The organism is Bacillus sp. UNC437CL72CviS29 (assembly GCF_000482345.1).
Taxonomy (GTDB): domain Bacteria; phylum Bacillota; class Bacilli; order Bacillales; family Bacillaceae_G; genus Bacillus_A; species Bacillus_A arachidis.
The window spans coordinates 144,721-168,950 of record NZ_KI535303.1 but is presented as its reverse complement, the minus strand read 5'-3'; the positions used below and the strand labels follow the sequence as shown (position 1 = coordinate 168,950).

Here is a 24,230-nt window from a genome sequence, read left to right as displayed (position 1 = left end):
ATTATGACTGTAATATAATGAAAACAATCATCATGAATGGACATTCATTTTATTCGTGTAAGAACAGGAAGGAGGAATGAGGATGGAAAAACCTTGGTTACAAATTTATCCAGAGGAAATTCCACACACAATTTCTTACGATATTAGGCCGCTCCATGTATATTTACAAGAGATGTCTTCTCGGTATCCAGAAAAGAAAGCGCTTCATTTTCTAGGGAAGGATATTACATTTTCAGAGCTGAGTCGTAAGGTGAATCAATTTGCAAATTATCTTCGTAAGCTTGGTGTGAAAAAAGGTGACCGAGTTGCGATTATGTTACCCAATTGCCCGCAAGCTGTGATCGGATATTATGGTACGTTACTTGTAGGTGGTATAGTGGTACAAACAAATCCCCTGTATACGGAGAGGGAGTTAGAATATCAACTCCATGATTCTGGAGCGAAGGTTATTCTTTGTGTTGACCTAGTCTTTCCGAAAGTCACCAATGTTCAGTCTGCTACAAAGGTGGAGCACGTTATTGTAACCCGCATTGCAGATTTTTTACCGTTTCCCAAAAACTTACTTTATCCCTTCGTACAAAAGAAGCAAACGAATCTTGTTGTGAAAGTAACGGAAAGTGATACGATTCATGTTTGGAAATCGATAGAAAAAGAAAGTGATGAAATGGTAGAAGTGCCGTGTGACCCTGAAAGTGATTTAGCACTCTTACAATATACGGGAGGTACGACAGGTTTTCCGAAAGGAGTTATGTTAACGCATAAAAATCTTGTATCAAATACACTGATGGGTGTGCATTGGTTATATAACTGTATAGAGGGAGAAGAAGTTATTCTTGGTGTCCTTCCGTTTTTCCATGTGTATGGGATGACAGCTGTAATGAATTTAGCCATTATGCAAGGGTATAAAATGGTGCTAGTTCCGAAGTTTGATATGAAAATGGTGTTTGAAGCAATTAAAAAACATAAGGTTACACTATTTCCAGGGGCCCCGACAATTTATATTGCCCTTTTAAATAGCCCACTTCTTAAGGAATATGATATTTCTTCCATTCGTGCTTGTATTAGTGGTTCTGCACCGCTTCCAGTAGAGGTGCAAGAGAAATTTGAGAGGGTTACAGGAGGGAAGTTAGTAGAAGGGTATGGGCTCACAGAATCATCTCCAGTCACACATGGCAATTTCTTATGGGAGAAGCGTGTACCGGGTAGTATTGGTGTTCCGTGGCCAGATACGGAAGCACGCATTATGTCGCTTGAAACAGGAGAATATTTACCAGCAGGTGAGATTGGTGAAATTGTAGTGAAGGGCCCGCAAGTTATGAAAGGGTACTGGAATAAGCCTGAGGAAACAGCGGCGGTATTACAGGATGGGTGGTTACACACAGGTGACGTTGGCTATATGGACGAAGATGGATTTTTCTATGTGAAGGATCGCAAAAAAGACATGATTGTTGCCAGCGGTTTCAATGTTTATCCGCGCGAAGTGGAAGAAGTATTATATGAGCATGAAAAAGTGCAAGAAGTGATTACGATTGGTGTCCCAGATCCATATCGAGGGGAGACTGTGAAAGCCTTTGTTGTGCTAAAAGAAGGGGAAGTTTGTTCTGAAGAAGAGTTAGATCAGTTTGCTCGTAAATATTTGGCTGCTTATAAAGTTCCAAAAGTATATGAGTTTCGAAGTGAGTTACCAAAAACAACAGTAGGAAAGATTTTACGCCGTGTCCTTATAGATGAAGAACAAAAGAAGAAAGAGGACGAGAAGACGGGCTAAGGCCCTTTCTTTTTTGAAATATAGGATTGACAATTTTTTAAATAGTCAGTATTATTGAGATGTGAATGATTATTCATTCAGTCATTCATCTTCTTGAAGGAGACAGTAAAGTGAAAAAAAATCGACCAAAATATAACCAAATTATAGATGCTGCGGTTATTGTGATTGCAGAAAATGGATACCATCAAGCGCAAGTTTCTAAAATTGCGAAGCAAGCTGGTGTAGCTGATGGAACCATTTATTTATATTTTAAAAATAAAGAAGATATATTAATATCCTTATTCCAAGAGAAGATGGGAGAATTTATAGAAACAATTCGTCAAAAAACAGCAGGAATTGAAAGCGCTGTAGAGAAGTTATTTATGTTGGTAGAAACGCACTTCTTGCTGTTGTCGCAAAATGATCCTCTTGCTATTGTCACGCAACTAGAACTTCGTCAATCCAACCAAGAGTTACGCCTCAAAATAAATGAAGTATTAAAAGGGTACTTACAAGTCATCGATGAAATTTTGGAAACAGGTATAAGACAAGGAGAATTTAGGGCGGATTTAAATGTTCGCATAGCAAGGCAAATGATCTTTGGAACAGTAGATGAAGTTGTGACCAATTGGGTAATGAGCGATCATAAATATAATTTGGTCGCACTTTCAAAAACGGTACATGGACTGCTTATTTCAGCTTGTGGTTACCGTCAATAATGGGAGGGATCATGTTGAAATTTCTATCTGTAACAGTAGAAGACCATATCGCGGTGGCGACATTGAATCATCCGCCAGCTAACGCTATGTCTTCACAAGTGATGCATGACGTTACTGAGTTAATTGATCAAGTCGAAAAGGATGAAAATGTCCGCGTTGTTGTTCTTCATGGGGAAGGGCGCTTCTTCTCAGCAGGAGCAGATATTAAAGAGTTTACTTCTGTTGAGGAAGCAAAACAAGCAACGGAGCTAGCACAGCTTGGACAAGTTACGTTTGAGCGTGTCGAAAAGTGCTCAAAACCAGTCATTGCGGCAATTCATGGAGCGGCACTTGGCGGTGGCCTTGAATTCGCTATGTCTTGCCACATGCGTTTTGCAACTGAGAGTGCAAAGCTTGGGTTACCAGAGCTAACGCTTGGACTTATTCCTGGCTTTGCAGGTACACAGCGTCTGCCACGTTATGTTGGCAAAGCAAAGGCTTGTGAAATGATGCTAACAAGTACACCAATTACAGGTGCACAAGCATTAGAATTTGGACTTGTTAACGGCGTGTTTTCAGAAGAAACACTTTTAGAAGAGACTCTCAAAATTGCGAAGCAAATTGCTGGAAAAAGCCCAGCGACAACTCGTGCTGTATTAGAGTTGTTACAAACAACAAAATCATCTCATTATTATGAAGGTGTGCAGCGTGAGGCACAAATATTTGGTGAAGTGTTTACGAGTGAAGATGGAAGAGAAGGGGTAGCGGCATTCTTAGAAAAACGCAAACCTTCATTTAGTGGTAGGTAGTTCAAATTATTTTTTAACATAAATTAACAGAATATTAAAATTGATGGAATCTTTCTGAAAAACAAGGGGGTAAATGGAATGAACATCTACGTACTCATGAAACGAACATTTGATACAGAAGAGAAAATTGTAATTAAAAACGGTGCAATTTATGATGGCGAAGCGGAATTCATCATCAACCCTTACGATGAATATGCGATTGAAGAAGCGATTCAAGTGAGAGACGCACAAGGGGGGGAAATTACGGTTGTAACAGTTGGTGGCGAAGACAGTGAAAAAGAACTTCGTACTGCGCTAGCGATGGGCTGTGATAAAGCGGTATTAATCAATATTGAAGATGATGTTGAGAATGGTGACCAATTTACAACAGCAAAAGTGCTTGCTGAATATTTAAAAGATAAAGAAGTAGATTTAATTTTAGGTGGAAATGTAGCGATTGATGGTGCATCTGGACAAGTTGGACCACGCGTAGCGGATGCACTAAATATTCCATATGTAACTACAATTACAAAGCTTGAAATTAACGGCACAAGCGTGAAAATTGAGCGCGATGTTGAAGGGGATACGGAAGTGATTGAAACATCGCTACCACTTTTAGTAACAGCGCAACAAGGTTTAAATGAACCGCGTTATCCATCGCTTCCAGGTATTATGAAAGCGAAGAAAAAGCCGCTTGAAGAACTAGAATTAGATGATTTAGATTTAGAGGAAGATGATGTAGAAGCAAAAACAAAAACAATCGAAATCTATTTGCCTCCTAAGAAAGATGCTGGAAAAGTGTTACAAGGCGAGCTGCAAGATCAAGTAAAAGAACTTGTATCGTTGCTCCATACAGAAGCGAAAGTAATCTAATAAAATACGAAATTATATATGCAGGAGGGAAAATCTATGGCTCGTAAAGTATTAGTAATGGGTGAAGTTCGTGACGGATCACTACGTAACGTTTCATTTGAAGCGGTAGCAGCAGCGAAAACAATTGCAGAAGGCGGTGAAGTGGTTGGCCTTCTAATTGGAGAAAGCGTTGCATCATTTGCAAATGAATTGATTCATTACGGTGCAGATCGCGTTGTGACAGTTGAAAACGAAAAGTTAAAATCATATACATCTGATGGCTATGCACAAGCATTTTTAGCTGTGTATGACGAAGAGAAGCCAGAAGGTATTGTCTTTGGACATACAGCACTTGGCAAAGATTTATCACCAAAGTTAGCTGCTAAACTTGAAGCTGGCCTTGTTTCTGATGTAACTGCATTAGAAGTTACAGGTGGAAATGTTGTCTTCACACGCCCAATTTATTCTGGTAAAGCGTTTGAGAAAAAGATTGTAACAGATGGCATTCTATTTGCGACAGTTCGTCCAAATAACATTACGCCACTTGAAAAAGATGAAGCGCGTACAGGTGATGTGTCTTCTATTACAGTTGATGTGAAAGATTTACGTACAATCATTCAAGATGTTGTGCGTAAAACAGCAGAAGGTGTAGACCTTTCAGAAGCGAAAGTTATTATTGCTGGCGGACGCGGAGTGAAAAGTGAAGACGGTTTTAAACCGTTAAAAGAATTAGCAGACGTACTAGGTGGCGCTGTTGGGGCATCACGTGGTGCTTGTGATGCAGAGTATTGCGATTACTCATTACAAATTGGACAAACAGGTAAAGTGGTTACGCCAGACTTATATATTGCATGCGGTATTTCTGGTGCGATTCAGCATTTAGCAGGTATGTCTAATTCAAAAGTAATTGTTGCAATTAATAAAGATCCAGAAGCAAGTATTTTCAAAGTAGCTGATTATGGTATTGTTGGCGACTTATTCGAAGTGGTTCCTTTATTAACAGAAGAGTTTAAAAAGTTAAAAGTACATTCTTAATTTGAGTAACCCTTGAGTTCCAAGTGAAATACCCCTATATATAGAAAAGCGAGAGGTCCCCTGCCTCTCGTTTTTTAGCATATACCTTATATTTTTGTATAGTATAAAGGTACATTTTTTTGTTACAATACATAACGATACATAATATTCGCCACGTATATAAGTTAGTGATATACTTTTGGTAGAATACACTTGAAGGAGGAAATAAAATGGCAATTGTAAACGCAACTGACCAAAACTTCGCAGCTGAAACAAGCGAAGGTATTGTATTATTAGATTTCTGGGCACCATGGTGTGGCCCTTGTAAAATGATCGCTCCTGTACTAGAGGAAATCGATGCAGAATTAAGCGATAAAGTAAAAGTCGTAAAAGTAGACGTTGATGAAAACCAAGAAACTGCTCGTCAATTTGAAGTAATGAGCATTCCATCTCTTTTCGTATTAAAAGATGGTAAAGTGGTTGACCAAGCGTTAGGATACAAACCAAAAGAAGCGTTAGTAGAATTAGTTTCTAAACACTTCTAATTTGTAAAGTCCAGCATAAATGCTGGGCTTTTTTTATTGGTTCAAATTACCACCTGAAAATATGACAACGGATACAATATTTATGTTGACACTTATCGTAAGCGCTCTTATAATCAATCTGACGACAATGAAAATCACTATCACTTAAGGGCGTAGGGGGAAGTAATCCATGACATTAAAGTTAAAAATATTATCTGCAGCAGCAGTAGCATCTCTTCTTTTTGCAGGCTGTGCGAAAGAGGAAACAAAAAAGTCTGAAGCACAAGATAAAAAAACAGAACAATCTGTTAAAAAAGAAGAGACAAAACAACAAGAAGTAGATTTTGTACAAGCTTACAAAGATGGAGTAGCTGAACTTGAAAAAGCGAAAGATGGCAAAGAGGTTGACTTCGATAAAGTAACAAAGTTATATAAAGATAAATTACAATCTCTTGTTCAAAAGTGTGATGGTGAATTTAATGAACAAATCGATCAAACAATTACAGCTGCATTAGAAGCTGGGAAAAAGAAAGAAATGGAACCTATGGTTGTAAAACAACTATTTGATAAATTAATGCAAAAAGAGTTTTTCCAATCGATGCGCCACGAATTTAAAGAAATTGATACAAACTGGGGCAAAAAAGATGTTGTGAAAAAAGAAATGGATGAAGCTCTAGCTTTTTATAAAGGTGTAGAAGGTACAGTTGGGAAACGTGATACGGCATACGGTACACAAATGGCTTCTCAAATTAAAGGCGGCTTTGATGAAATGACAGCTGCAATTGAAAAGGATGACAAACTTGCATTTGCGCTTGGAAAACAAGTTGTAGATAAAACGTTAATGAAAACGTTCTATTTTGCAACAGGTGCAGTGCCGAATGGTTATGCTACAAAAATGGTAGAAGAAGTAAAGAAAGATGAGAAAAAAGCTAAAATTGAACAAGCAGAAGGATGGGCATTTTATCAAGCAATTTATCCGTATATGAAAAAAGCAGCTCCTGAAGATGCAGACTTTATCTTAAGGCAGTTTGATTTAAAAACTGATGTGAAAACAGTTGATGCAAAAGCGGTAAATCAAGCGTTTGTACGTGGATTTGCAAAAGTTGCATTAGGTGAGTATAAAGAAAGCCAAGAGAATTTTGGAAAAGATAAAGGTCCTATTACAGCATTAGAAGGTGCGTTATTCATTAATATCATTGAAAATGATTTGAAAACAGTACTTGGCGAACAGCAAACAGTAGAATTAACAAAAACAGCTCAATCTTATTTAGAAGCAGTAAAAGCGAAGAAGAAAGAAGATGCTGATAAATTGTTACCACAACTTGAGGCTGCGTTAAATAAAGCTGTTGAAGCAGCGAAATAATTTGCTCATACGTATGTCTTTTTGAAGAAACCTTGTCTTGACAGGGTTTCTTCTTTTACATAGTGTGGTAGAGGGTGGTGAAATGAATGAAAGTATTAATTACTGGAGGAGCAGGGTTTATCGGAAGCCATCTTGCTTTGAAATTGTTAGGACAAGGAAAGCAAGTTGTACTACTTGATAATTTCCACTCCTATTATGCAAAATCAAGAAAACAGTTTCAGCTTGAACAAGTGCAGCGATATGGAACTGTCCCATTTTACGAGTGCGATATTTTGCATAAAGAAGATGTGAAAGCTGTTATGCAGCAAGAAAAGGTTGATGCAGTAATTCATCTAGCTGGATTTCCAGGGGTGAGACCGTCGTTGGAGATGCCAGGTGCTTATGTTGATATTAATATAAAAGGGACGAGTAATGTATTAACATGTGCAGGAGAAGAAAATATAAAACATGTCATCGTGGCATCCTCTTCTTCTGTGTACGGAGAGAAAATGGGAATGCCTTTGCAGGAGGAAATGGCCAATGGTCGAGTTTTATCTCCTTATGCAGCATCAAAATACGGAGCGGAATCGCTTTGTCATGCTTATCAATATATGTATGGGTTTCAACTAAATATTTTACGTTTCTTTACTGTATATGGTCCATGGGGGCGTCCTGATATGGCAATAGCGAGCTTTATTCGAAAATTGCTAAATGGAGAAGAAATTGTTGTATACGGAAAGGGAACAGGCCGAGATTACACGTACATTGATGATATTACGGAAGGAATTGCTCTTACGTTAGAGTCGAATAGAAGTGATGTGTACAATCTAGGGTCGAATGAACCGATTTTAATGACAGAATTACTTGCGCAGTTAGAGAAGCATTTCCCATTGATGCGTGTAAGGAGAGAGGCGCATCGTAAAGGGGATGTGACATCGACATGGGCTGATATTTCAAAGGCGAAAGAACAGCTAGGATATGAGCCGCGTGTATCTTTTGCAGAAGGGTTGGAGCGAACGATTGCTTGGGCGAAACAATATCCGGATACTGTTTAATCTTTGTGGTATTTTTTTGTTATGTGTTTTCTTTGTCATATCGTGGAAATCGTTTGAAGCGTCTTCTTTGTGGAAACAACTATATGGATTATGGAAACATCCTGATGCGGTAGTGCTTCTTATCATGATATATGGTGTTGCATTTTTCTTTCGTGCTTATGCATGGAAGTTATATCTTCACCATCATATTACAATGAAAGAGTCTTTATATGGATTGTTTTATAGTTTGTTTATTAATCATGTTTCTCCTTTGAAAGTAGGGGACGCTATTCGCATTGCGATTATTACAAAAGAAAAGAAAGTGACATTAGGAGAAGCGACACAATCAGTTGTTGTGCTCCGTATATTAGATTTGCTTATCCTTGGTATATTTGGAGCCGTAGGGATGTTTATACTGTGGGGGGATATTTTGTTAAATGCTCCCGTTATCCTTGCTTGTATATGTATTGGAATTGGTATGTTGTTTCTTGTGCATAAGAAAGCACCGCAATTTGTAGAGAATCAGTGGAAGCAATTAAAGGCAGGTTTGTTTACAATACAAGGGATCATCATTATCTTGCTGATTGTAATAAGCTGGATTTGCGAAGCTTTTGTTATATATGAAATTGCGAGTTCTCTTACATTTATACAAGCGATTTGGGTCAATAGCGTGACCATCGCGGGGCAAGTATTTCAATTAACGCCAGGCGGTATTGGGACATATGAAACGGTAATGACGTTTGCGTTAAGAGCGCTTGGGATAGAATCGGTCGAGGCGTATGAATGGTCATTAATGAGTCATGGATTTAAGTTTATATTTTCTTATGGTGTGGGCGCACTTTTACTCGTTTTATACCCAATGGAATTGCGCTCACTTGTTAGTCAGAAGGGGGAAAACATCCGGTGGAAGAAGTGAAAAAGGCATCAAAATTTGAAAAGGTAGCGGCCCGCTGCTGGAACTTGCTGAATGAAGGGAAACCATTTACACCGATTTTTGTATTCGGCACATTTTTATTGTTTTCCATCTCGCAGTTTGGACAACCTGGTTTTATTCCAGCATTTTTTAGCAGTTTTATCCTCATTGTACCTTTACTTGTTTTATATTATTTGTTTGATTTTCCATTGTTTTTACGAAATTATTTATGGTTTCCGTTTATCGCCTATTTAATTGTATTTAAGGTGGTTCATTTACCATTATTCTTTTTGGCATTGGGATTATATTTCTTCTTTACAATTTTATTTTGGGGAACATTATATTATCATCTGCGGATTGGGACATCATGGTTGAACTTTACACGGTTTTGGAAACTTGTGTTAAAAAATAGTGATTCTACAAGTGGGAATGCACAAGAACAAATGCCAAAGTTTTTACTATTACTTTCGCTTTGGTATTACTACTACGAGTTCTTCCGAGAAGACGGTACATTTAGTGGTGTAGATTGGAAAACGCTTCTTATATTTTACGGTGCTCTTCTCGTATATACACTTATATTACATCGTAATTTATTTGATTGGCAGCCGAAAGCAATTCCTACTTATACGCAAAATATGCCTGAGAATGAAAAGGCATTAAATGAAAAAGTAGTCGTGATTGTAATTGACGGTATGCGAAAAGATCGTTTTGAGGCGGCGCATACACCGTATTTAGATTCACTTCGAAAACAAGGGACCGAGTTTTTAAATATGGAAACGGTATATCCAGCTCGTACGGTTGTATGTTTCTCCTCTATGTTTACAGGAACGTATCCATTTGAGCATGGTATTAAATCGAATATGGTTTGGAAGCATGGAGTGAATGTAGAGAGTATTTTTGATTCTCTTCGTAAAGTAGATAAAACAGGGAAAATGTTGGCGGTTGCGCATCTAGTCGATGCATTTGGCGATGATGTGGAAACATTTACGGCTGTAATGAAAAATGATGTTGTTGACTCGAAAATTATGGAGAAAGCAAGAAAGGTTATGGATGAACAAGATCCTGATTTATTTATCGTCCAGCTAATTTCTACAGATCAAACAGGTCATAGCCGCGGCGTGTTATATGATGAATATTTACAAAAGATTCATGAAGCAGATCAGCATGTGAAGCGGTTTATTGAGCATTTAGAGAAAACAGGAAAAGCAGAAAATACGACGTTCATTATTTGCGCAGACCATGGGCAAGCGGATGGAATTGGTGGTCATGGTCATTTAGACGAGGGCGAGCGGTTTGTACCATTCTTTATGTACGGTCCTCATATTGCTCAAGGTATAAAAGTAGAAGAGAAGAAAAGTCTTGTTTCTATAGCACCTACAATTGCATACTTGTTAGGAGCGCCGTATCCATCCCATAGTCGTGGACCTGTATTAGTAGAAGCGTTAAAGGAGCAGGAACAGAAATGAAAGTAATTGTTTTTATACCAGCCTTAAATGAAGAGGATTCTATTGCGCATGTCATTCAAAAGGTGCCGCGTCATTTTCACCCAAATGTAACGGTAGAAGTACTTGTCATCGATGATGGATCAACGGATCGGACCGTAGCTGTTGCAAAAGAAGCGGGGGCGGAACATATCGTTTCTTTTGCAAAAAACGGCGGACTTGGTGCAGCTGTCCGAGCAGGTTTGCAGGAGAGTTATCGACTTGGTGCTGATATTAGTGTAATGATTGATGCTGATGATGAATACCCAGCTGATGAAATTCCGAATGTACTGGAGCCTATTTTTGCAGGAGAAGCAGATTATACGATGGGTTCTCGTTTTCGCGGAACAATTCGAGGAATGAGATTACATCGACGTCTTGGGAATTACTGCTTTACGATGTTGCAATGTTTGTTACTAAGGAAATGGATTCGAGATGGGCAATCCGGTATGCGAGCCTTTTCTAGACAAGCAATGGAGCATGGAGAAATTATTCACGATTATAACTATGCTCAAGTTATTACTTTGAATTTAGTACGAAAAGGATTTCGAGTACAGGAAGTTCCGATTACGTATAAAGTGCGAGAAACAGGAGAGTCGTTCATCTCTTTTGGGAAGTATATGACGCGTGTATTTCCAGCGATTTGGAAAGAAATGGCGCGTCCGGTAGAGAAAGTTACGATTGACTATGCTGCACATGTATTAATAGAAGATAAGAAATGCTCATAACGGGCCTTTCTTATCTTGACAATAAAAATGATAATAATTATCATTAACTCGGGAGGAACTTTCGTGAAAAAAATCATTACGTCATTATTTGTTAGTATTTTCTTAATATTCTCAATTCAAACAAGTGCGTTTGCTTATTCGTATGGAAATCCGAACGAAGAAAAAGTTGCTGAAGCATATAAACAAATGGTTACAAAGCTAGATGAAAATCCGGCAAACTTTAATGAAGCGAAAAAAGCATATGAAAATGTACAAGAAGAAATTGATCAGCACATGGGAAAAGAACCTTCTAAAGCAATGATGAAGGACTTTGATAAACAAAATAAAGAAGATATTATTGCTGATATGCAAAAAATTCTTGCGCTTAATATTAATCGTCGTTTAACAAATGTTGATGAGAAATTTAAAGACTATGATACAAGCAAGCGTTTATTAGCAAAAGCATTCGCTACATATGAAGCGTTATCGCCAGTTGTTGGTGAACGAAATAAAGAGTTAGATACAAAGGTAAAGGATGAATTTAATAAAGCATTAGATTCATTAGGAAACCCAGGATTATTTGGAGTAGGTCAAAAGGAAGCAAATCATGATGCTTTCAAGAAAAGTAAAGATGTGATTTTAACAAGTTTACAAAAAGAGTTTAAAATTAAAGATTTTAAAGTGGGGCACTTTGATGCGAGCGGAAAAGAAGAAGCTTCAGAGAACACAGGTAAAACAGAATGGACAGATTTAAGTAACTTGAAAAACTGGGCTCCAATTGTAGTCATTGTACTTATACTTGTTGGGGTCATTGTATATGCTGTGAGAAAACGTAAGTAAGGATGAGGAGGAAGAGCGATGCAGCTTCAGGCATTTCTCATTACATTTCGTGAAGTATTAGAAGCGTTGCTTATTGTTGGGATTATTACAACATATTTAAAGCGTACAGATAGTAAGCAGTTTGTGAAATATGTTTGGTTAGGAGCAGGGCTTGCGGTTGTAGCGAGTTATATTGTCGCTCTTGTCTTCCAAGTTGTGTTTACTGGTTTTGCTGCTATGGGTAGCGAAATGTATTTGAAGATATCTATTATTTTTATTTCGGCCATTTTACTTACACAAATGGTATTTTGGATGGCGGAACATAGTAAAAATATGCAAGCAAATATGGAAAATAAAATGAGTAAGTATATTACAACTGGAAACATAATTGGAATGGTCGTGCATTCGTTTCTTGTTGTACTTCGAGAAGGTGTTGAAACAGTATTTTTCTTCGCGGCTATTACAGGTGGAAATATTGGAGCGGCGATGCAAGGCTGGGGAGCTATTACAGGCTTGCTCGTTGCAGCTGGTGTTAGTTACCTATTCTTTAAAGGGACGATGCGTATTTCACTTAAAGTATTCTTTAAAGTAACAGGCGCATTTATCGTTTTAATTGCAGCTGGTCTTCTTGTACAGGGTGTTGCCATGCTTCAGGATTTAAAAATACTCGGCAGCGTTATGCCACATGTATACGATATTACATGGTTATTACCAGAACATCCAATTGATTATGCTCACTATTTGCGTGACCATGGTACTGCACCACTTCTTTCCGGTGATATTGGTATTTTCTTGAAAGCCTTTTTAGGATATTCATCGATGCCATCTCTTGAAGAGGTGCTCGTGTATATTGGATATTTTGTTGTGTTATATATGTTAATCATCTTTAAAAAACCTGTTAAAAAAAAGCAAGCAGTGATCGAAGAAAATAAATCAGTAAGCTAAAAAGTACAAGGAGTTTTCCTTGTACTTTTTTTGCAGAAAGGAAATATGATGAAACAAGTATTACGTATATGGGCAGTTATTCTGTTTACTAGTGCGATTTGTATTCGATTTTTCTATGTGAGCCCGTTTGCGGCGACATGGGACGAAGTCGATTTTACGCTTGCATTAAAGCAATACGACATATTAGCGATGCAGCCCCATTTTCCAGGTTATCCTTTTTTTATTTTAGGGGGAATGATAACGCATGTTTTTATAGAAAACCCTGTGCAATCGTTAGGGGTTTTTAATGCCATCATGGCACTCGGCGCAGCTTTTCCGATGTATTGGCTTGCGCGCCATTATGTAAGTAAAACGGGCGCTCTTATTGTTGTAGCTGTTTTACAAACGAGCGGTTATTTCTCTCTTTTAGTAACGCAGCCTATGTCAGAGGGCGCAGCATTAGCAATCGTATGGTGGTATATATGGAGTATAGAACGGGCTTTTCGTACAAAGAATTTTCAAGCTCAATTTTGGCCAGTCATCTTTTTTGCGCTATTAATGGGTATACGCTTATCATATGCACCATTTGGGATAGCACTTGTTTTGTTATTATGGCAGCAATGGCATGAAGAAAAATGGCGGTTTATAATCTTATTTTGTACAACTGTTCTGTCACAGCTAGTTTGGGTTTGTGCTCTTATTTGGAACATTGGTGGAATAACGGGATTGTGGAAAATTTCTTTCGGATTTGTAGAAGGCCATTTTACTGAGTGGGGCGGAGCGGTTACAGAAACGGGTGAACCACTTATTTCACGTCTCTTCCGTTTATTTTCCGAAAACATTGTTTTTGCAGGAATAGGTATACACTCCTACTATCTGACAGGTTTCTTTCTTTTCTTTTTGTTTCTATTTGTTTTACAATGGAAGAACATACGTTACTATCCAAAGGCTTTAATCGCTATTGGAAGTTTTTATTTTCTTTGGAATTTACTTGGACAAAATATTGATAAACCGCGTCATTCTTATCCGATTGTAGCGATGTTCCTTTGCGTACTTGCTATTTCGTGGTTGAAAAAACATCGTGGTATTGTATTGCTGTTATTTGCAACAAGCCAATTTATAGTGAGTATACCGCTTATGAAAGAACAACAAGTGGAGGTACCGGCCACGTATCAGCTTGCATCCTATTTAGAGGGCAAAGAGCAGCCATTTATTGTATACACGTGGGAAGAGACGAGGGTTATGGAATACTTGCAGATGCCATATGAACATAAACGTTTCTACACATATGACTATTTTTTACAGGACAAAAAATATCATAAAAATGATACGATATATGTTACAAATCATCTTATTGAAGGATTCCAAAAGCAAGGGATCGATATAAAAGGACAGATGGAACAAGTAGCTGTCTTTCGTTCTAATCCATTATTTGATCCTATTTATCATAAAATAGTGTTATATAAGTGGAAAAAATGAGAGAGGAGAAAGCGAGTGCACGAGCATTTAAAAGAAAAATTAGCGATTTTACCAGATCAACCAGGTTGTTACTTAATGAAAGATAGGCAAGGAACAGTTATATATGTCGGGAAGGCAAAGGTGCTCAAAAATCGTGTGCGCTCGTATTTTACTGGATCACATGATGGAAAGACACTCCGTCTTGTTGGAGAAATTGTTGATTTTGAATATATTGTTACCTCCTCGAATTTGGAGGCGCTCATTTTAGAATTAAATTTAATTAAAAAATATGATCCAAAATATAATATTCAATTAAAGGACGATAAAACATATCCATTTATTAAAATTACAGCTGAAAAACAGCCACGTTTGCTTATTACGAGAAATGTAAAAAAGGATAAAGGGAAGTATTTTGGTCCGTATCCAAATGCGCAGTCAGCTCATGAAACGAAAAAGCTGTTAGACCGCATGTATCCGCTTCGTAAGTGCGCAAACATGCCGGATAAAGTTTGTTTATATTATCATATGGGACAATGTTTAGCACCTTGTGTAAAAGAGGTAACCGATGAACAAAATCAAGAAATTGTTGATGAAATTGTTAAGTTTTTAAACGGTGGACATAAAGAAGTTCGTTCAGAATTGGAAAAGAAAATGTATGAAGCATCGGAAAAATTAGAGTTTGAACGTGCAAAAGAATTAAGAGATCAAATTGCCCATATGGATGCGATTATGGAAAAACAGAAGATGATTATGAGCGACTTAGTTGACCGTGATGTGTTTGGTTATGCGGTTGATAAAGGTTGGATGTGCGTGCAAGTTTTCTTTGTTCGAAAAGGTAAGTTAATAGAGCGCGATGTCTCTATGTTTCCAATTTATGATGAGCCTGAAGAAGGATTTTTAACATTTATCGGTCAATTTTATGAACAAAACAATCATTTTAAACCAAAAGAAATTGTAGTACCAGGAAGTATTGATCCTGAATTAGTAGAGCGTTTTTTAGAGGTGGATGTAACGCAGCCGAAACGCGGAAAGAAAAAAGAACTCGTTGAATTAGCAAATAAGAATGCGAAAATTGCTTTAGGAGAGAAGTTTTATTTAATTGAGCGTGATGAAGAGCGGACGATTAAAGCAGTTGAAAATTTAGGTAAGAAACTTGATATTGAAACGCCGTATCGTATCGAAGCATTTGATAACTCAAATATCCAAGGGACGAATCCAGTTTCAGCAATGATTGTCTTTATTGATGGAAAACCAATGAAAAAAGAGTATCGAAAATATAAGATAAAGACAGTTCAAGGGCCAGATGATTATGAATCGATGCGAGAGGTTGTACGCCGCCGATATACTCGTGCATTGAAAGAAAATTTACCACTACCGGATTTAATTGTGATTGATGGTGGGAAAGGACATCTTGCAGCTGCTAGTGATGTGCTTGAAAATGAACTTGGATTATATATCCCAATGGCTGGACTTGTTAAGGATGATAAGCACCGTACATCGCACTTAATAATTGGTGACCCTCCTGAACCTGTTATCCTTGAAAGGAATAGCCAAGAATTTTATTTATTACAGCGTATTCAAGATGAAGTACACCGATTTGCGATTACGTTCCATCGTCAGCTTCACGGGAAATCTGTTATCCAATCTGCCTTAGATGGGATTCCTGGAGTAGGAGAAAAACGGAAAAAGGTATTGTTAAAACATTTTGGTTCGTTAAAAAAAATGAAAGAAGCTACTGTGACAGAATTTGTCGAAGCCGGAATGCCGCAAAATGTTGCAGAAACCATTTATTCCTATTTAGCAAATAAGAAGACGTTGTAGTTTACAATGTCTTCTATTGTTTGATATAATTTCAGAAGATTAAAAATGATCAAAAGTGAATGAATATACAAAAATAAAAAAGTCAACTAAACCTATATGTCTAGTTGACTGTTAATGTGGATTCTACACTTCAACAGGATCTTTTACGTCCCATTTTACAAGGAATGTGATTGAATCCGAACGTTTTTTTTGCTCTTCATATGACTCTGCAACAACATTTCGTTGCTTTTGAATTTGTTCTGCAACAAATCCAGTTTCTAATTGGTAGGAAGAATGTCTACTTTGCTTTTGACGCTCTGCAATGAGCGGGCTTGTTAGTTGAAAATGCATTTCGCGACGTTTATGCTCGATAATGTTCAAACGGCCCCAGCCAGCTTTTTCAAAAAAGTGAATGACTTCTTCAATTGTCTCTAGCGGATATTTTCGTGCTAGGTTTCTACCAGCCCAGTATAAAATGTCATCTAATTCTTTTCCAATTAAGTCAGGTAGTACTTCTTCACGCAGCAGTTCATAAGCGAAGGCGTTCAATGAAACATCTTCTAAAGATGCTATATCAATTGTATTTTTGCTCACAATATTCCCCTCTTTCTATAGAAATTATTATATAACATTTCCCATTTATAAAAACAGAACTTTCTTTGAGAAAATCTGAATATATAGGAAGAAAAAAAGAATCGGCAAATTATATGCAAATTATGTACAAATTATGTATACGTTTTCTTGACGCTTCGACAAAAATAGGAGTAAAATGAATTTGGTATCAAATTATGCTGAAATATTTCGAATAATTTTTTCAGTTTTTCTTATAGCAATAGTGAAAAAACATTATTGTTATAAACTAATCTGAAAGCAGCAGTTAAACATTCAAGGGGGGTAATGGGGACATGAAAGGCCGCGAGTATACGTTTCGCAAGTGGCACTCATTAATGGGAGTCATCCCGGTTGGTGTCTTTTTGACGCAACATTTAGTAGTAAACAATTTTGCAACAAGAGGAGCAGAGGCTTTTAACAAAGCTGCTCATTTTATGGAGCTCCTTCCATTCCGGTATGCGCTAGAAATTTTTGTCATCTTTTTACCGATACTGTACCATGCTATATATGGATTATATATTGCATTTACAGCTAAGAACAATGCGACATCTTATAGTTATTTCCGTAACTGGATGTTCGTTTTCCAACGAATTTCAGGTATCATCACGCTGATTTTCATAGCTTGGCACGTTTGGCAAACTCGTATTCAAGCAGCATTAGGAGAACAGGTAAATTATGATATGATGGCAGATATTTTAGGCAATCCAGCTATGTTTGGCTTCTATTTAGTTGGTGTTGTATCAACAATTTTCCACTTTGCAAATGGACTATGGACATTCTGCATTAGCTGGGGAATTACAGTATCGCCACGTTCACAACGTATCTCTACTTATGTAACATTAGCTATTTTCTTAGGTTTATCTTATGTAGGTGTGAGTGCATTATTAGCGTTCATCGATCCACAGCTAGCAAATCAGTAAGGAGTGGGAGAGCATGAAAGGGAAACTTATAGTAGTCGGTGGTGGATTAGCCGGCTTAATGGCAACGATTAAGGCAGCAGAAGCAGGAGTAAACGTGGAACTGTTCTCTTTAGTACCAGTAAAACGTTCGCATTCTGTATGTGCACAAGGTGGTATTAACGGTGCCGTAAATACAAAAGGTGAAGGGGATTCCCCGTGGATCCACTTTGACGATACAATTTATGGTGGTGACTTCCTAGCGAACCAACCACCAGTTAAAGCAATGTGTGAAGCAGCACCTGGTATTATTCATTTAATGGACCGTATGGGTGTTATGTTTAACCGCACAGAAGAAGGACTTCTTGATTTCCGCCGCTTTGGAGGAACACAACATCACCGTACAGCATTCGCCGGTGCAACAACTGGTCAACAATTATTGTACGCATTAGATGAGCAAGTACGTCGTCATGAAGTAGCAGGACTTGTAACAAAATATGAGGGTTGGGATTTCTTACGAGCTGTTATCGATGATGAAGGTGTATGCCGCGGAATCGTTGCACAAGACTTACAAACTATGGAAATTAAAAGTTTCCGAGCTGATGCTGTGATTATGGCAACAGGGGGCCCTGGTATCATCTTTGGAAAATCAACAAACTCTATTATCAACACAGGTACAGCAGCATCTGCTGTATATCAACAAGGTGCATATTATGCGAATGGTGAGTTCATTCAAATTCACCCAACAGCAATTCCTGGGGACGATAAGTTACGTCTAATGAGCGAATCTGCACGCGGTGAAGGTGGACGCGTTTGGACGTATAAAGACGGTAAGCCTTGGTACTTCTTAGAAGAGAAATACCCTGCATACGGAAATCTTGTGCCTCGTGATATCGCAACGCGTGAAATTTTTGACGTGTGTGTTGAGCAAAAACTAGGTATTAATGGTGAAAACATGGTATATCTAGATCTTTCTCATAAAGATCCGAAAGAACTAGATATTAAACTTGGTGGAATTATTGAAATCTATGAAAAGTTCACAGGTGATGATCCTCGTAAACTACCGATGAAAATCTTCCCAGCTGTTCATTATTCAATGGGCGGACTATGGGTTGATTATAAGCAAATGACAAGTATTCCAGGTTTATTTGCAGCAGGTGAGTGTGATTACTCTATGCACGGTGGTAACCGATTAGGTGCAAACTCATTATTATCAGCGATTTATGGCGGTATGGTAGCAGGACCAAACGCGATTGAATATATGAAAGGTCTTTCAAAGTCATCTGATGCTGTTTCATCAGCTACTTATGAGCAAAATGAGCTAATCGAAACAGAGAAATTTAACAATATTTTAGCGTTAGATGGTAATGAAAATGCATATGTTCTGCATAAAGAGCTTGGAGAATGGATGACAGATAACGTAACAGTAGTTCGTGAAAATAAAAAGCTATTAGAAACAGATGCGAAAATCGTAGAGTTAATGGAGCGTTATAAGCGCATTAACATTAATGATACAGCAAAATGGAGTAACCAAGGTGCTTCGTTTACACGCCAACTGGCAAACATGTTTGAATTAGCTCGTGTTATTACAATTGGTGCATATAACCGTAATGAAAGCCGCGGTGCACATTATAAACCAGAATTCCCAAATCGTGATGATGCGAACTTCTTAAAAACGACAATGGCGAAGTTTGAAGGAGAAGGAAATGCACCAGCATTCCATTACGAAGACGTTGATGTTTCATTAATCAAACCACGTAAGCGTGACTATTCTTCCAAACATGATGTAGCTGCTAAGGGTGAAGAGAAGGGGGATAAACAACATGTCTGAGAAAAAAATCCGCCTCATCATTACACGGCAAGATGGACCAGATGCGCAACCGTTTGATCAGGAGTTTGAAATTCCATATCGTCCAAATATGAATATTATTTCGGCTCTTATGGAAATTCGCCGTAATCCTGTCGATTCAAAAGGAAACCATACAACTCCTGTTGCGTGGGATATGAACTGTTTAGAAGAAGTATGTGGTGCTTGTTCTATGGTAATTAACGGTAAACCGCGTCAATCATGTACAGCGCTTATCGATAAATTAGAACAACCAGTTCGTATCAAACCGATGAAGACATTCCCGGTAGTGCGTGATTTACAAGTTGATCGTAGCCGTATGTTTGATGCTTTAAAACGTGTGAAAGCTTGGGTTCCAATTGATGGTACGTATGACTTAGGACCAGGACCAAGAATGCCAGAGAAAAAGCGTCAATGGGCATATGAACTTTCAAAATGTATGACATGTGGTGTTTGCTTAGAATCATGTCCGAACGTAAACAGTAAATCTGACTTTATCGGACCAGCACCGCTTTCACAAGCTCGCTTGTTCAATTCACATCCAACTGGTGAAATGCATAAAGCAGAACGCTTACGTGCAATTATGGGTGATGGCGGCCTTGCGAACTGTGGTAACTCACAAAACTGTGTGCAATCATGTCCGAAAGGTATTCCATTAACAACTTCAATTGCAGCATTAAACCGTGATACAACAATTCAGTCGTTTAAAGACTTCTTTGGTAGCGACAATAACTATTAATAAATATTGCCTCTTCGAATCGAAGAGGCAATATTTATATAAAGTATAAATTGAAAACAAATATTAGACCTTTCTTTTAGGAGAGAGAGGACCCAATCATGCATAGAAGCGATTTGGATTGAAAAATGGATGATGGCTTTTTTTGTTATTTATAGCAGCGACTGATATGTTGGAAGATCAAAACGAATATATATGAATTTGTATCGTTTTAATTTTTTGTTTATTCTGAAATGTGTTGTGTTACTTATTAGAATAAAAGAAAAAGGAGAGAAAGGCATGAAGAAGATTTCTTACATTGAAGGTTTTGAGAAATGGGAACAGGATTTTTCATTTTATATTCCTACTAAAGTTCGTTTTTGTGAAACAGATATGTTTGGACATATGAATAATGGCGTTGCTTTTACATATTTTGAAGAAGCACGTATCGAGTTTTTTAAAGAGCTTGGTTTTATGCAAGAATGGACACATGAAGCATCAGAAACAATGATTGTTGTCGCTGACTTACAATGTAATTTCTTGAAACAAATTTTCTTCGATGAACATTTAAAGGTATATATAAAAGCTGAAACAGTTGGGAATTCTTCGTTAGATTTACACTATATGGTAAAAAATGAAGCGGGAGAAGTTTGTTTGGTAGGGCGCGGGGCAATGGTGCAAGCCTCAAAGAAAACGGGAAAAGGGATGCCTTGGCCCCAAGAATGGAAACAAAAGTTACTACAATAAAGTGAGATGTGAATTGAGTAGACACATATAAAAATAATAATGCTGGCGGAGGATGTATGAAAAGAAATAAAAGTAGAAAACATATTATATTTGGTCAATATGTTTTCTACTTTATTTTTTACGTCTTGATAAGAGGAAAATCTCTTATTTTTTTGCACCCATGGCCTCTTCTAATGTTAGGTGATGTTTATGTAAGTAAGTAGCATATGGCTTCCCTACATAGCGAAGATGCCACGGTTCATATGAATATTCCGTTATATCTGTTTTATCTTCTAAATAGCGAATGACGAAGCCAAATTCATGGGCATGTGCTGCCACCCATTTTCCTTCCTCAGTTTCACCGAAAATAGGTTCTAATTGATAACTTGCAGACTTAGAACTAATGTCCATTGCAAGTCCTGTTTGATGTTCGCTTGTTCCAGGAACTGCGCTAACTGAGTCTGCCTCAGCTTTTCCCTGACGTTTTATGTACATATTATGTAATGACTGTTGGCGCTTATAAGAACGATAACCTGATACAGCAGTAAGCTCTAGTCCTTGTTGCTTTGCTGCATGGAACATTTTTTCCAGAGCTGCCGCAGCATCTTTACGAAGCAATGTTTTTTCTTTGTCTTTTGGATATGCAAATGAAACATCCGGTTTTGTGAGATCATCTGGCGTATAACCATCTGGTAATTTGCGGTGTTTATTTACTAAAACGAGTGGTGAATCTGGATTTGTAACAAGAGAAAAATCCTCATCTATTTTTTTAGCAGTATGAGTTGCTTTTGGAAATACTGGAATCTCTTCTTTTGGGTGTTCAATATGTTTTTGTGTTTCGACAGCTTTCGCATCATTTTGTAGTGGAGATTTTGAGCTGAAATAAGCGAAGGATGTGATACCGATTACAATCGTAGTGGCAGAAATAACAATTACTTTCTTCATAACGCTGTGTAATTTCAGTCCTTTCTTATAATTTGTTTCGCATGTTAATTATAAGTCTAATTTCTATAAAAAGAAATATAAGAGTCGTAAAGTAATAGAATTGCAAAGAATTTGTCAAATAATGTGTGGTTTTGTTGAATTATATTTATATACATACAAATGGAAAAGATAATCCTGTTCCTTTTTTTGGAATAAAGAGGGGCGTTCGAACATGGATAGAAGCAATCAGTGACCTTTTTAGTATCAGGTCAAGTGAAAACAAAATGAATATAAATTTAAAATAGAAGTTAAGAAAGGAATAAAATAAAAGGATGGCATAAGCCACCCTTTTATCCCGCTATTCGCGGGCAGTAGAACCCTATTGATGGAAGGTTCATTTTACTTCAAATGATTTTAAGTTATCGCGACGAATTTTATCTTTTTCTGCATCAGATTTTTTGAAGTTATAATCATATAGAGCACCTTCCCAATCACCATACATTGGATTAGGGAAAATGATAAATTTTTCGCCAAATTGTGCTTTTGTTTCTTCAACTGTTTGATTGCGATCTTTTACAGATTTTCCATCAAATCCAGTGAAGTCAGATAAGTTATCACCGAAGAATAGAACGATATCGTGCGATTGTGAAACAAGTTCACGACGTTTTTCTTTCCCTTTTTCTTTCGGATCTTGTAGTAAAATATGTTCTTTTGTTGCTTGTGGAGCACCAACGCGCTCAAGGTTTTTAATTGTTGCATCTAATTGATTTGTCTTACGGTTTGAAATGTAATAAATGTCTACACCTTTAGACTCTGCATATTTTAAGAAATCAATTGCGCCGGGAAGAGCTTCTGCTTCCGCTTTAGTAATCCACTCATCCCATTTATAAGGATAGCCTTTTCCTTCTTTCACAGTCATTGCTTGGTGAGGGCTGTTATCTAAAACAGTTTCATCTAAATCTAGTACAATTGCTGGCTTTTTGCTTGTGCCTTTTGCAAGAGCCGCATCAAGCTTTAATTGTCCAATGTTATAGCCTTGATAATACAATGCTTTCGTCTCACCGGCTGTTTGGAACCATAAATCAGCCATTAGCTGCTGGTCTGTTAATTTTACGTTTTCTTCTTTGGCCACAGTTTTCTCAGCTGTTCCTGAACATGCTACAAGCGATGTAGATAGAATGGCTACAGATAATAATGTGGTAATGCCTCTTTTCATCTTCATATGTATCCTCCTTGATGTAAATAAATCATTTAATATTATATATTAAAATATAATGTTATTTATAGGTTTTTTTATGCATTTTTGCATATTGCCCTTTGGGTATATGGCAGTATGCCCTATTTCGATATAATAAGTAAGAAATGTTTTTTGATTTACAATTTTAACTAAATAAAACAAATGGTGGGTAGGACAGGGAGTATCATATACGAGAAGTAAAATTATCTGTGTTACTATATTTCACTCTGAATAATCATAATGTTTAGAAGAGAGTAAGGATAATAGAGAAGGGGAGGATGTATACTTTGAGTTTACAAATACAAAACTTAACGAAAATATTTGGTGAATCAAAAGCGGTCAATCAATTACAAATTTCATTACCAAAAGGTGAAGTGTTAGGGCTACTTGGCCGGAATGGTGCAGGAAAAACAACAACAATTAAAATGCTCCTCGGTTTATTAACTCCTAATGAAGGGTCGATTACATGGGAGGGAAAAATGATTTCTGAAAGTGATGTAACGATTGGATATCTTCCAGAAGAAAGAGGACTATATACAAAAAGTAGAGTTATAGATCAACTTCGCTATTTTGGAAGATTAGAAGGAATGACGAAGAAAGAAGTGGACCGTGCGATTGATCAATGGTTAGAAAAACTAGCAATCCCGGAATATAAATATAAAACAGCAGGGGAGCTTTCAAAGGGAAATCAGCAAAAAATCCAATTAATTGCGGCGCTTATTCATGACCCAGAGCTTCTGATTTTAGATGAGCCATTTAGTGGGCTAGATCCGGTGAATGCTGGTATGTTAGCAAATATTATTGAAGAACAAGTACAAAGCGGGAAAACAATTATTTTATCAAGTCATCGAATGGAACAAGTGGAGACGTTTTGCCAGCATGTATGCATTTTGAAAAAAGGAGAAGCAGTTGTAAAAGGAAAACTAAGCGACATTAAGCAAGAATACGGTTTTCGCAATTTAACAATTGAAGATGCGGTAGAAAATGAACGAGCATTACAAGCCTTACATATTTCGTATGAAAAACAACAAGGACTACTTTATATGAAAGTTCATGATGATGCAGAAGCCTTAACGATTTTAAAAAAATTACAGGAACAAGGTATAAGCTTAAGACAATTTAAAATGTTAGAGCCAACGCTAAACGAAATATTTGTGGAAAGGGCGAAATAAC

General features: G+C 37.3%; 23 protein-coding genes. 20 read left to right on the top strand and 3 right to left on the bottom strand.

Annotated features, from left to right (window positions below):
• Positions 1-82: 82 nt before the first annotated feature.
• The 15 genes from M014_RS0121820 to uvrC all read left to right on the top strand — a co-directional run bounded on the left by M014_RS0121820 (position 83) and on the right by uvrC (position 16,122).
• Complete coding sequence (locus M014_RS0121820; protein WP_026593583.1) at positions 83-1,768, top strand: long-chain-fatty-acid--CoA ligase; 1,686 nt, start codon at positions 83-85, stop codon at positions 1,766-1,768.
• 110 nt (positions 1,769-1,878) lie between these two features.
• Positions 1,879-2,466: a TetR/AcrR family transcriptional regulator gene (locus M014_RS0121815; RefSeq protein WP_026593582.1), complete on the top strand. Its 588-nt coding sequence runs from the start codon at positions 1,879-1,881 to the stop codon at positions 2,464-2,466.
• An 11-nt stretch (positions 2,467-2,477) separates the two neighbouring features.
• Entirely contained in the window at positions 2,478-3,254 is a 777-nt protein-coding gene (locus M014_RS0121810; protein WP_026593581.1) for an enoyl-CoA hydratase, read from the top strand.
• A gap of 78 nt (positions 3,255-3,332) precedes the next feature.
• Positions 3,333-4,106 (top strand): electron transfer flavoprotein subunit beta, encoded by a 774-nt coding sequence (etfB, locus tag M014_RS0121805; RefSeq protein ID WP_026593580.1) that lies wholly within the window; start codon positions 3,333-3,335, stop codon positions 4,104-4,106.
• A gap of 36 nt (positions 4,107-4,142) precedes the next feature.
• The gene (gene etfA, locus M014_RS0121800) at positions 4,143-5,120 is read left to right on the top strand and encodes an electron transfer flavoprotein subunit alpha (RefSeq protein ID WP_026593579.1); all 978 of its coding nucleotides are present in this window, start codon (positions 4,143-4,145) and stop codon (positions 5,118-5,120) included.
• Between the two features lie 209 nt (positions 5,121-5,329).
• A complete protein-coding gene (gene trxA / locus M014_RS0121795; RefSeq protein WP_026593578.1) occupies positions 5,330-5,644 on the top strand; it encodes a thioredoxin in 315 nt (104 codons plus the stop codon).
• A gap of 169 nt (positions 5,645-5,813) precedes the next feature.
• Positions 5,814-6,986 (top strand): hypothetical protein, encoded by a 1,173-nt coding sequence (locus M014_RS0121790; RefSeq protein WP_026593577.1) that lies wholly within the window; start codon positions 5,814-5,816, stop codon positions 6,984-6,986.
• Positions 6,987-7,072: 86 nt separating this feature from the next.
• On the top strand, positions 7,073-8,020 hold the full coding sequence (locus tag M014_RS0121785) for an SDR family NAD(P)-dependent oxidoreductase (protein ID WP_026593576.1): 948 nt from the start codon (positions 7,073-7,075) through the stop codon (positions 8,018-8,020).
• 16 nt (positions 8,021-8,036) lie between these two features.
• On the top strand, positions 8,037-8,915 hold the full coding sequence (locus tag M014_RS0121780) for a lysylphosphatidylglycerol synthase transmembrane domain-containing protein (protein WP_081811106.1): 879 nt from the start codon (positions 8,037-8,039) through the stop codon (positions 8,913-8,915).
• Complete coding sequence (locus M014_RS0121775; RefSeq protein ID WP_176527665.1) at positions 8,903-10,378, top strand: alkaline phosphatase family protein; 1,476 nt, start codon at positions 8,903-8,905, stop codon at positions 10,376-10,378. The genes M014_RS0121780 and M014_RS0121775 overlap by 13 nt, the downstream gene beginning before the upstream one ends.
• Positions 10,375-11,121, top strand: coding sequence for a glycosyltransferase family 2 protein (locus tag M014_RS0121770; protein WP_026593573.1), 747 nt, complete (start codon positions 10,375-10,377; stop codon positions 11,119-11,121). Before M014_RS0121775 ends, M014_RS0121770 begins: the two co-directional genes overlap by 4 nt.
• A gap of 63 nt (positions 11,122-11,184) precedes the next feature.
• Positions 11,185-11,940, top strand: a complete 756-nt coding sequence (locus M014_RS0121765; protein WP_026593572.1) for a hypothetical protein — start codon at positions 11,185-11,187, stop codon at positions 11,938-11,940.
• Positions 11,941-11,958: 18 nt separating this feature from the next.
• Positions 11,959-12,864 carry an FTR1 family iron permease gene (locus tag M014_RS0121760; protein ID WP_026593571.1) on the top strand — a complete coding sequence of 302 codons (906 nt, stop codon included), beginning with the start codon at positions 11,959-11,961 and terminating at the stop codon, positions 12,862-12,864.
• A 48-nt stretch (positions 12,865-12,912) separates the two neighbouring features.
• The gene (locus M014_RS0121755) at positions 12,913-14,322 is read left to right on the top strand and encodes a hypothetical protein (RefSeq protein WP_026593570.1); all 1,410 of its coding nucleotides are present in this window, start codon (positions 12,913-12,915) and stop codon (positions 14,320-14,322) included.
• Between the two features lie 15 nt (positions 14,323-14,337).
• On the top strand, positions 14,338-16,122 hold the full coding sequence (gene uvrC / locus M014_RS0121750) for an excinuclease ABC subunit C (RefSeq protein WP_026593569.1): 1,785 nt from the start codon (positions 14,338-14,340) through the stop codon (positions 16,120-16,122).
• A gap of 123 nt (positions 16,123-16,245) precedes the next feature.
• Here uvrC and M014_RS0121745 read toward each other — a convergent pair whose 3' ends face one another.
• Positions 16,246-16,695, bottom strand: coding sequence for a YslB family protein (locus tag M014_RS0121745; RefSeq protein WP_026593568.1), 450 nt, complete (start codon positions 16,693-16,695; stop codon positions 16,246-16,248).
• Positions 16,696-17,006: 311 nt separating this feature from the next.
• Here M014_RS0121745 and sdhC point away from each other — a divergent pair, with 311 nt between their 5' ends.
• From sdhC to M014_RS0121725, 4 genes are all read left to right on the top strand, one after another.
• Positions 17,007-17,633, top strand: coding sequence for a succinate dehydrogenase cytochrome B558 (gene sdhC / locus M014_RS0121740; protein ID WP_026593567.1), 627 nt, complete (start codon positions 17,007-17,009; stop codon positions 17,631-17,633).
• 13 nt (positions 17,634-17,646) lie between these two features.
• Positions 17,647-19,440 carry a succinate dehydrogenase flavoprotein subunit gene (gene sdhA, locus M014_RS0121735; RefSeq protein ID WP_026593566.1) on the top strand — a complete coding sequence of 598 codons (1,794 nt, stop codon included), beginning with the start codon at positions 17,647-17,649 and terminating at the stop codon, positions 19,438-19,440.
• Positions 19,433-20,194 (top strand): succinate dehydrogenase iron-sulfur subunit, encoded by a 762-nt coding sequence (gene sdhB, locus M014_RS0121730; RefSeq protein ID WP_026593565.1) that lies wholly within the window; start codon positions 19,433-19,435, stop codon positions 20,192-20,194. The genes sdhA and sdhB overlap by 8 nt, the downstream gene beginning before the upstream one ends.
• Positions 20,195-20,470: 276 nt before the next feature.
• Positions 20,471-20,917: an acyl-CoA thioesterase gene (locus M014_RS0121725; RefSeq protein ID WP_026593564.1), complete on the top strand. Its 447-nt coding sequence runs from the start codon at positions 20,471-20,473 to the stop codon at positions 20,915-20,917.
• A gap of 144 nt (positions 20,918-21,061) precedes the next feature.
• Here the strand turns inward: M014_RS0121725 and M014_RS0121720 are convergent, their stop codons facing one another.
• Positions 21,062-21,841: a M15 family metallopeptidase gene (locus M014_RS0121720; RefSeq protein WP_026593563.1), complete on the bottom strand. Its 780-nt coding sequence runs from the start codon at positions 21,839-21,841 to the stop codon at positions 21,062-21,064.
• A 373-nt stretch (positions 21,842-22,214) separates the two neighbouring features.
• Entirely contained in the window at positions 22,215-23,042 is an 828-nt protein-coding gene (locus M014_RS0121715) for a 5'-nucleotidase, lipoprotein e(P4) family (protein WP_026593562.1), read from the bottom strand.
• 302 nt (positions 23,043-23,344) lie between these two features.
• Between M014_RS0121715 and M014_RS0121710 the strand changes: the two genes are divergently transcribed.
• The gene (locus tag M014_RS0121710) at positions 23,345-24,229 is read left to right on the top strand and encodes an ABC transporter ATP-binding protein (protein WP_026593561.1); all 885 of its coding nucleotides are present in this window, start codon (positions 23,345-23,347) and stop codon (positions 24,227-24,229) included.
• The last annotated feature ends 1 nt before the right edge of the window (position 24,230 follow it).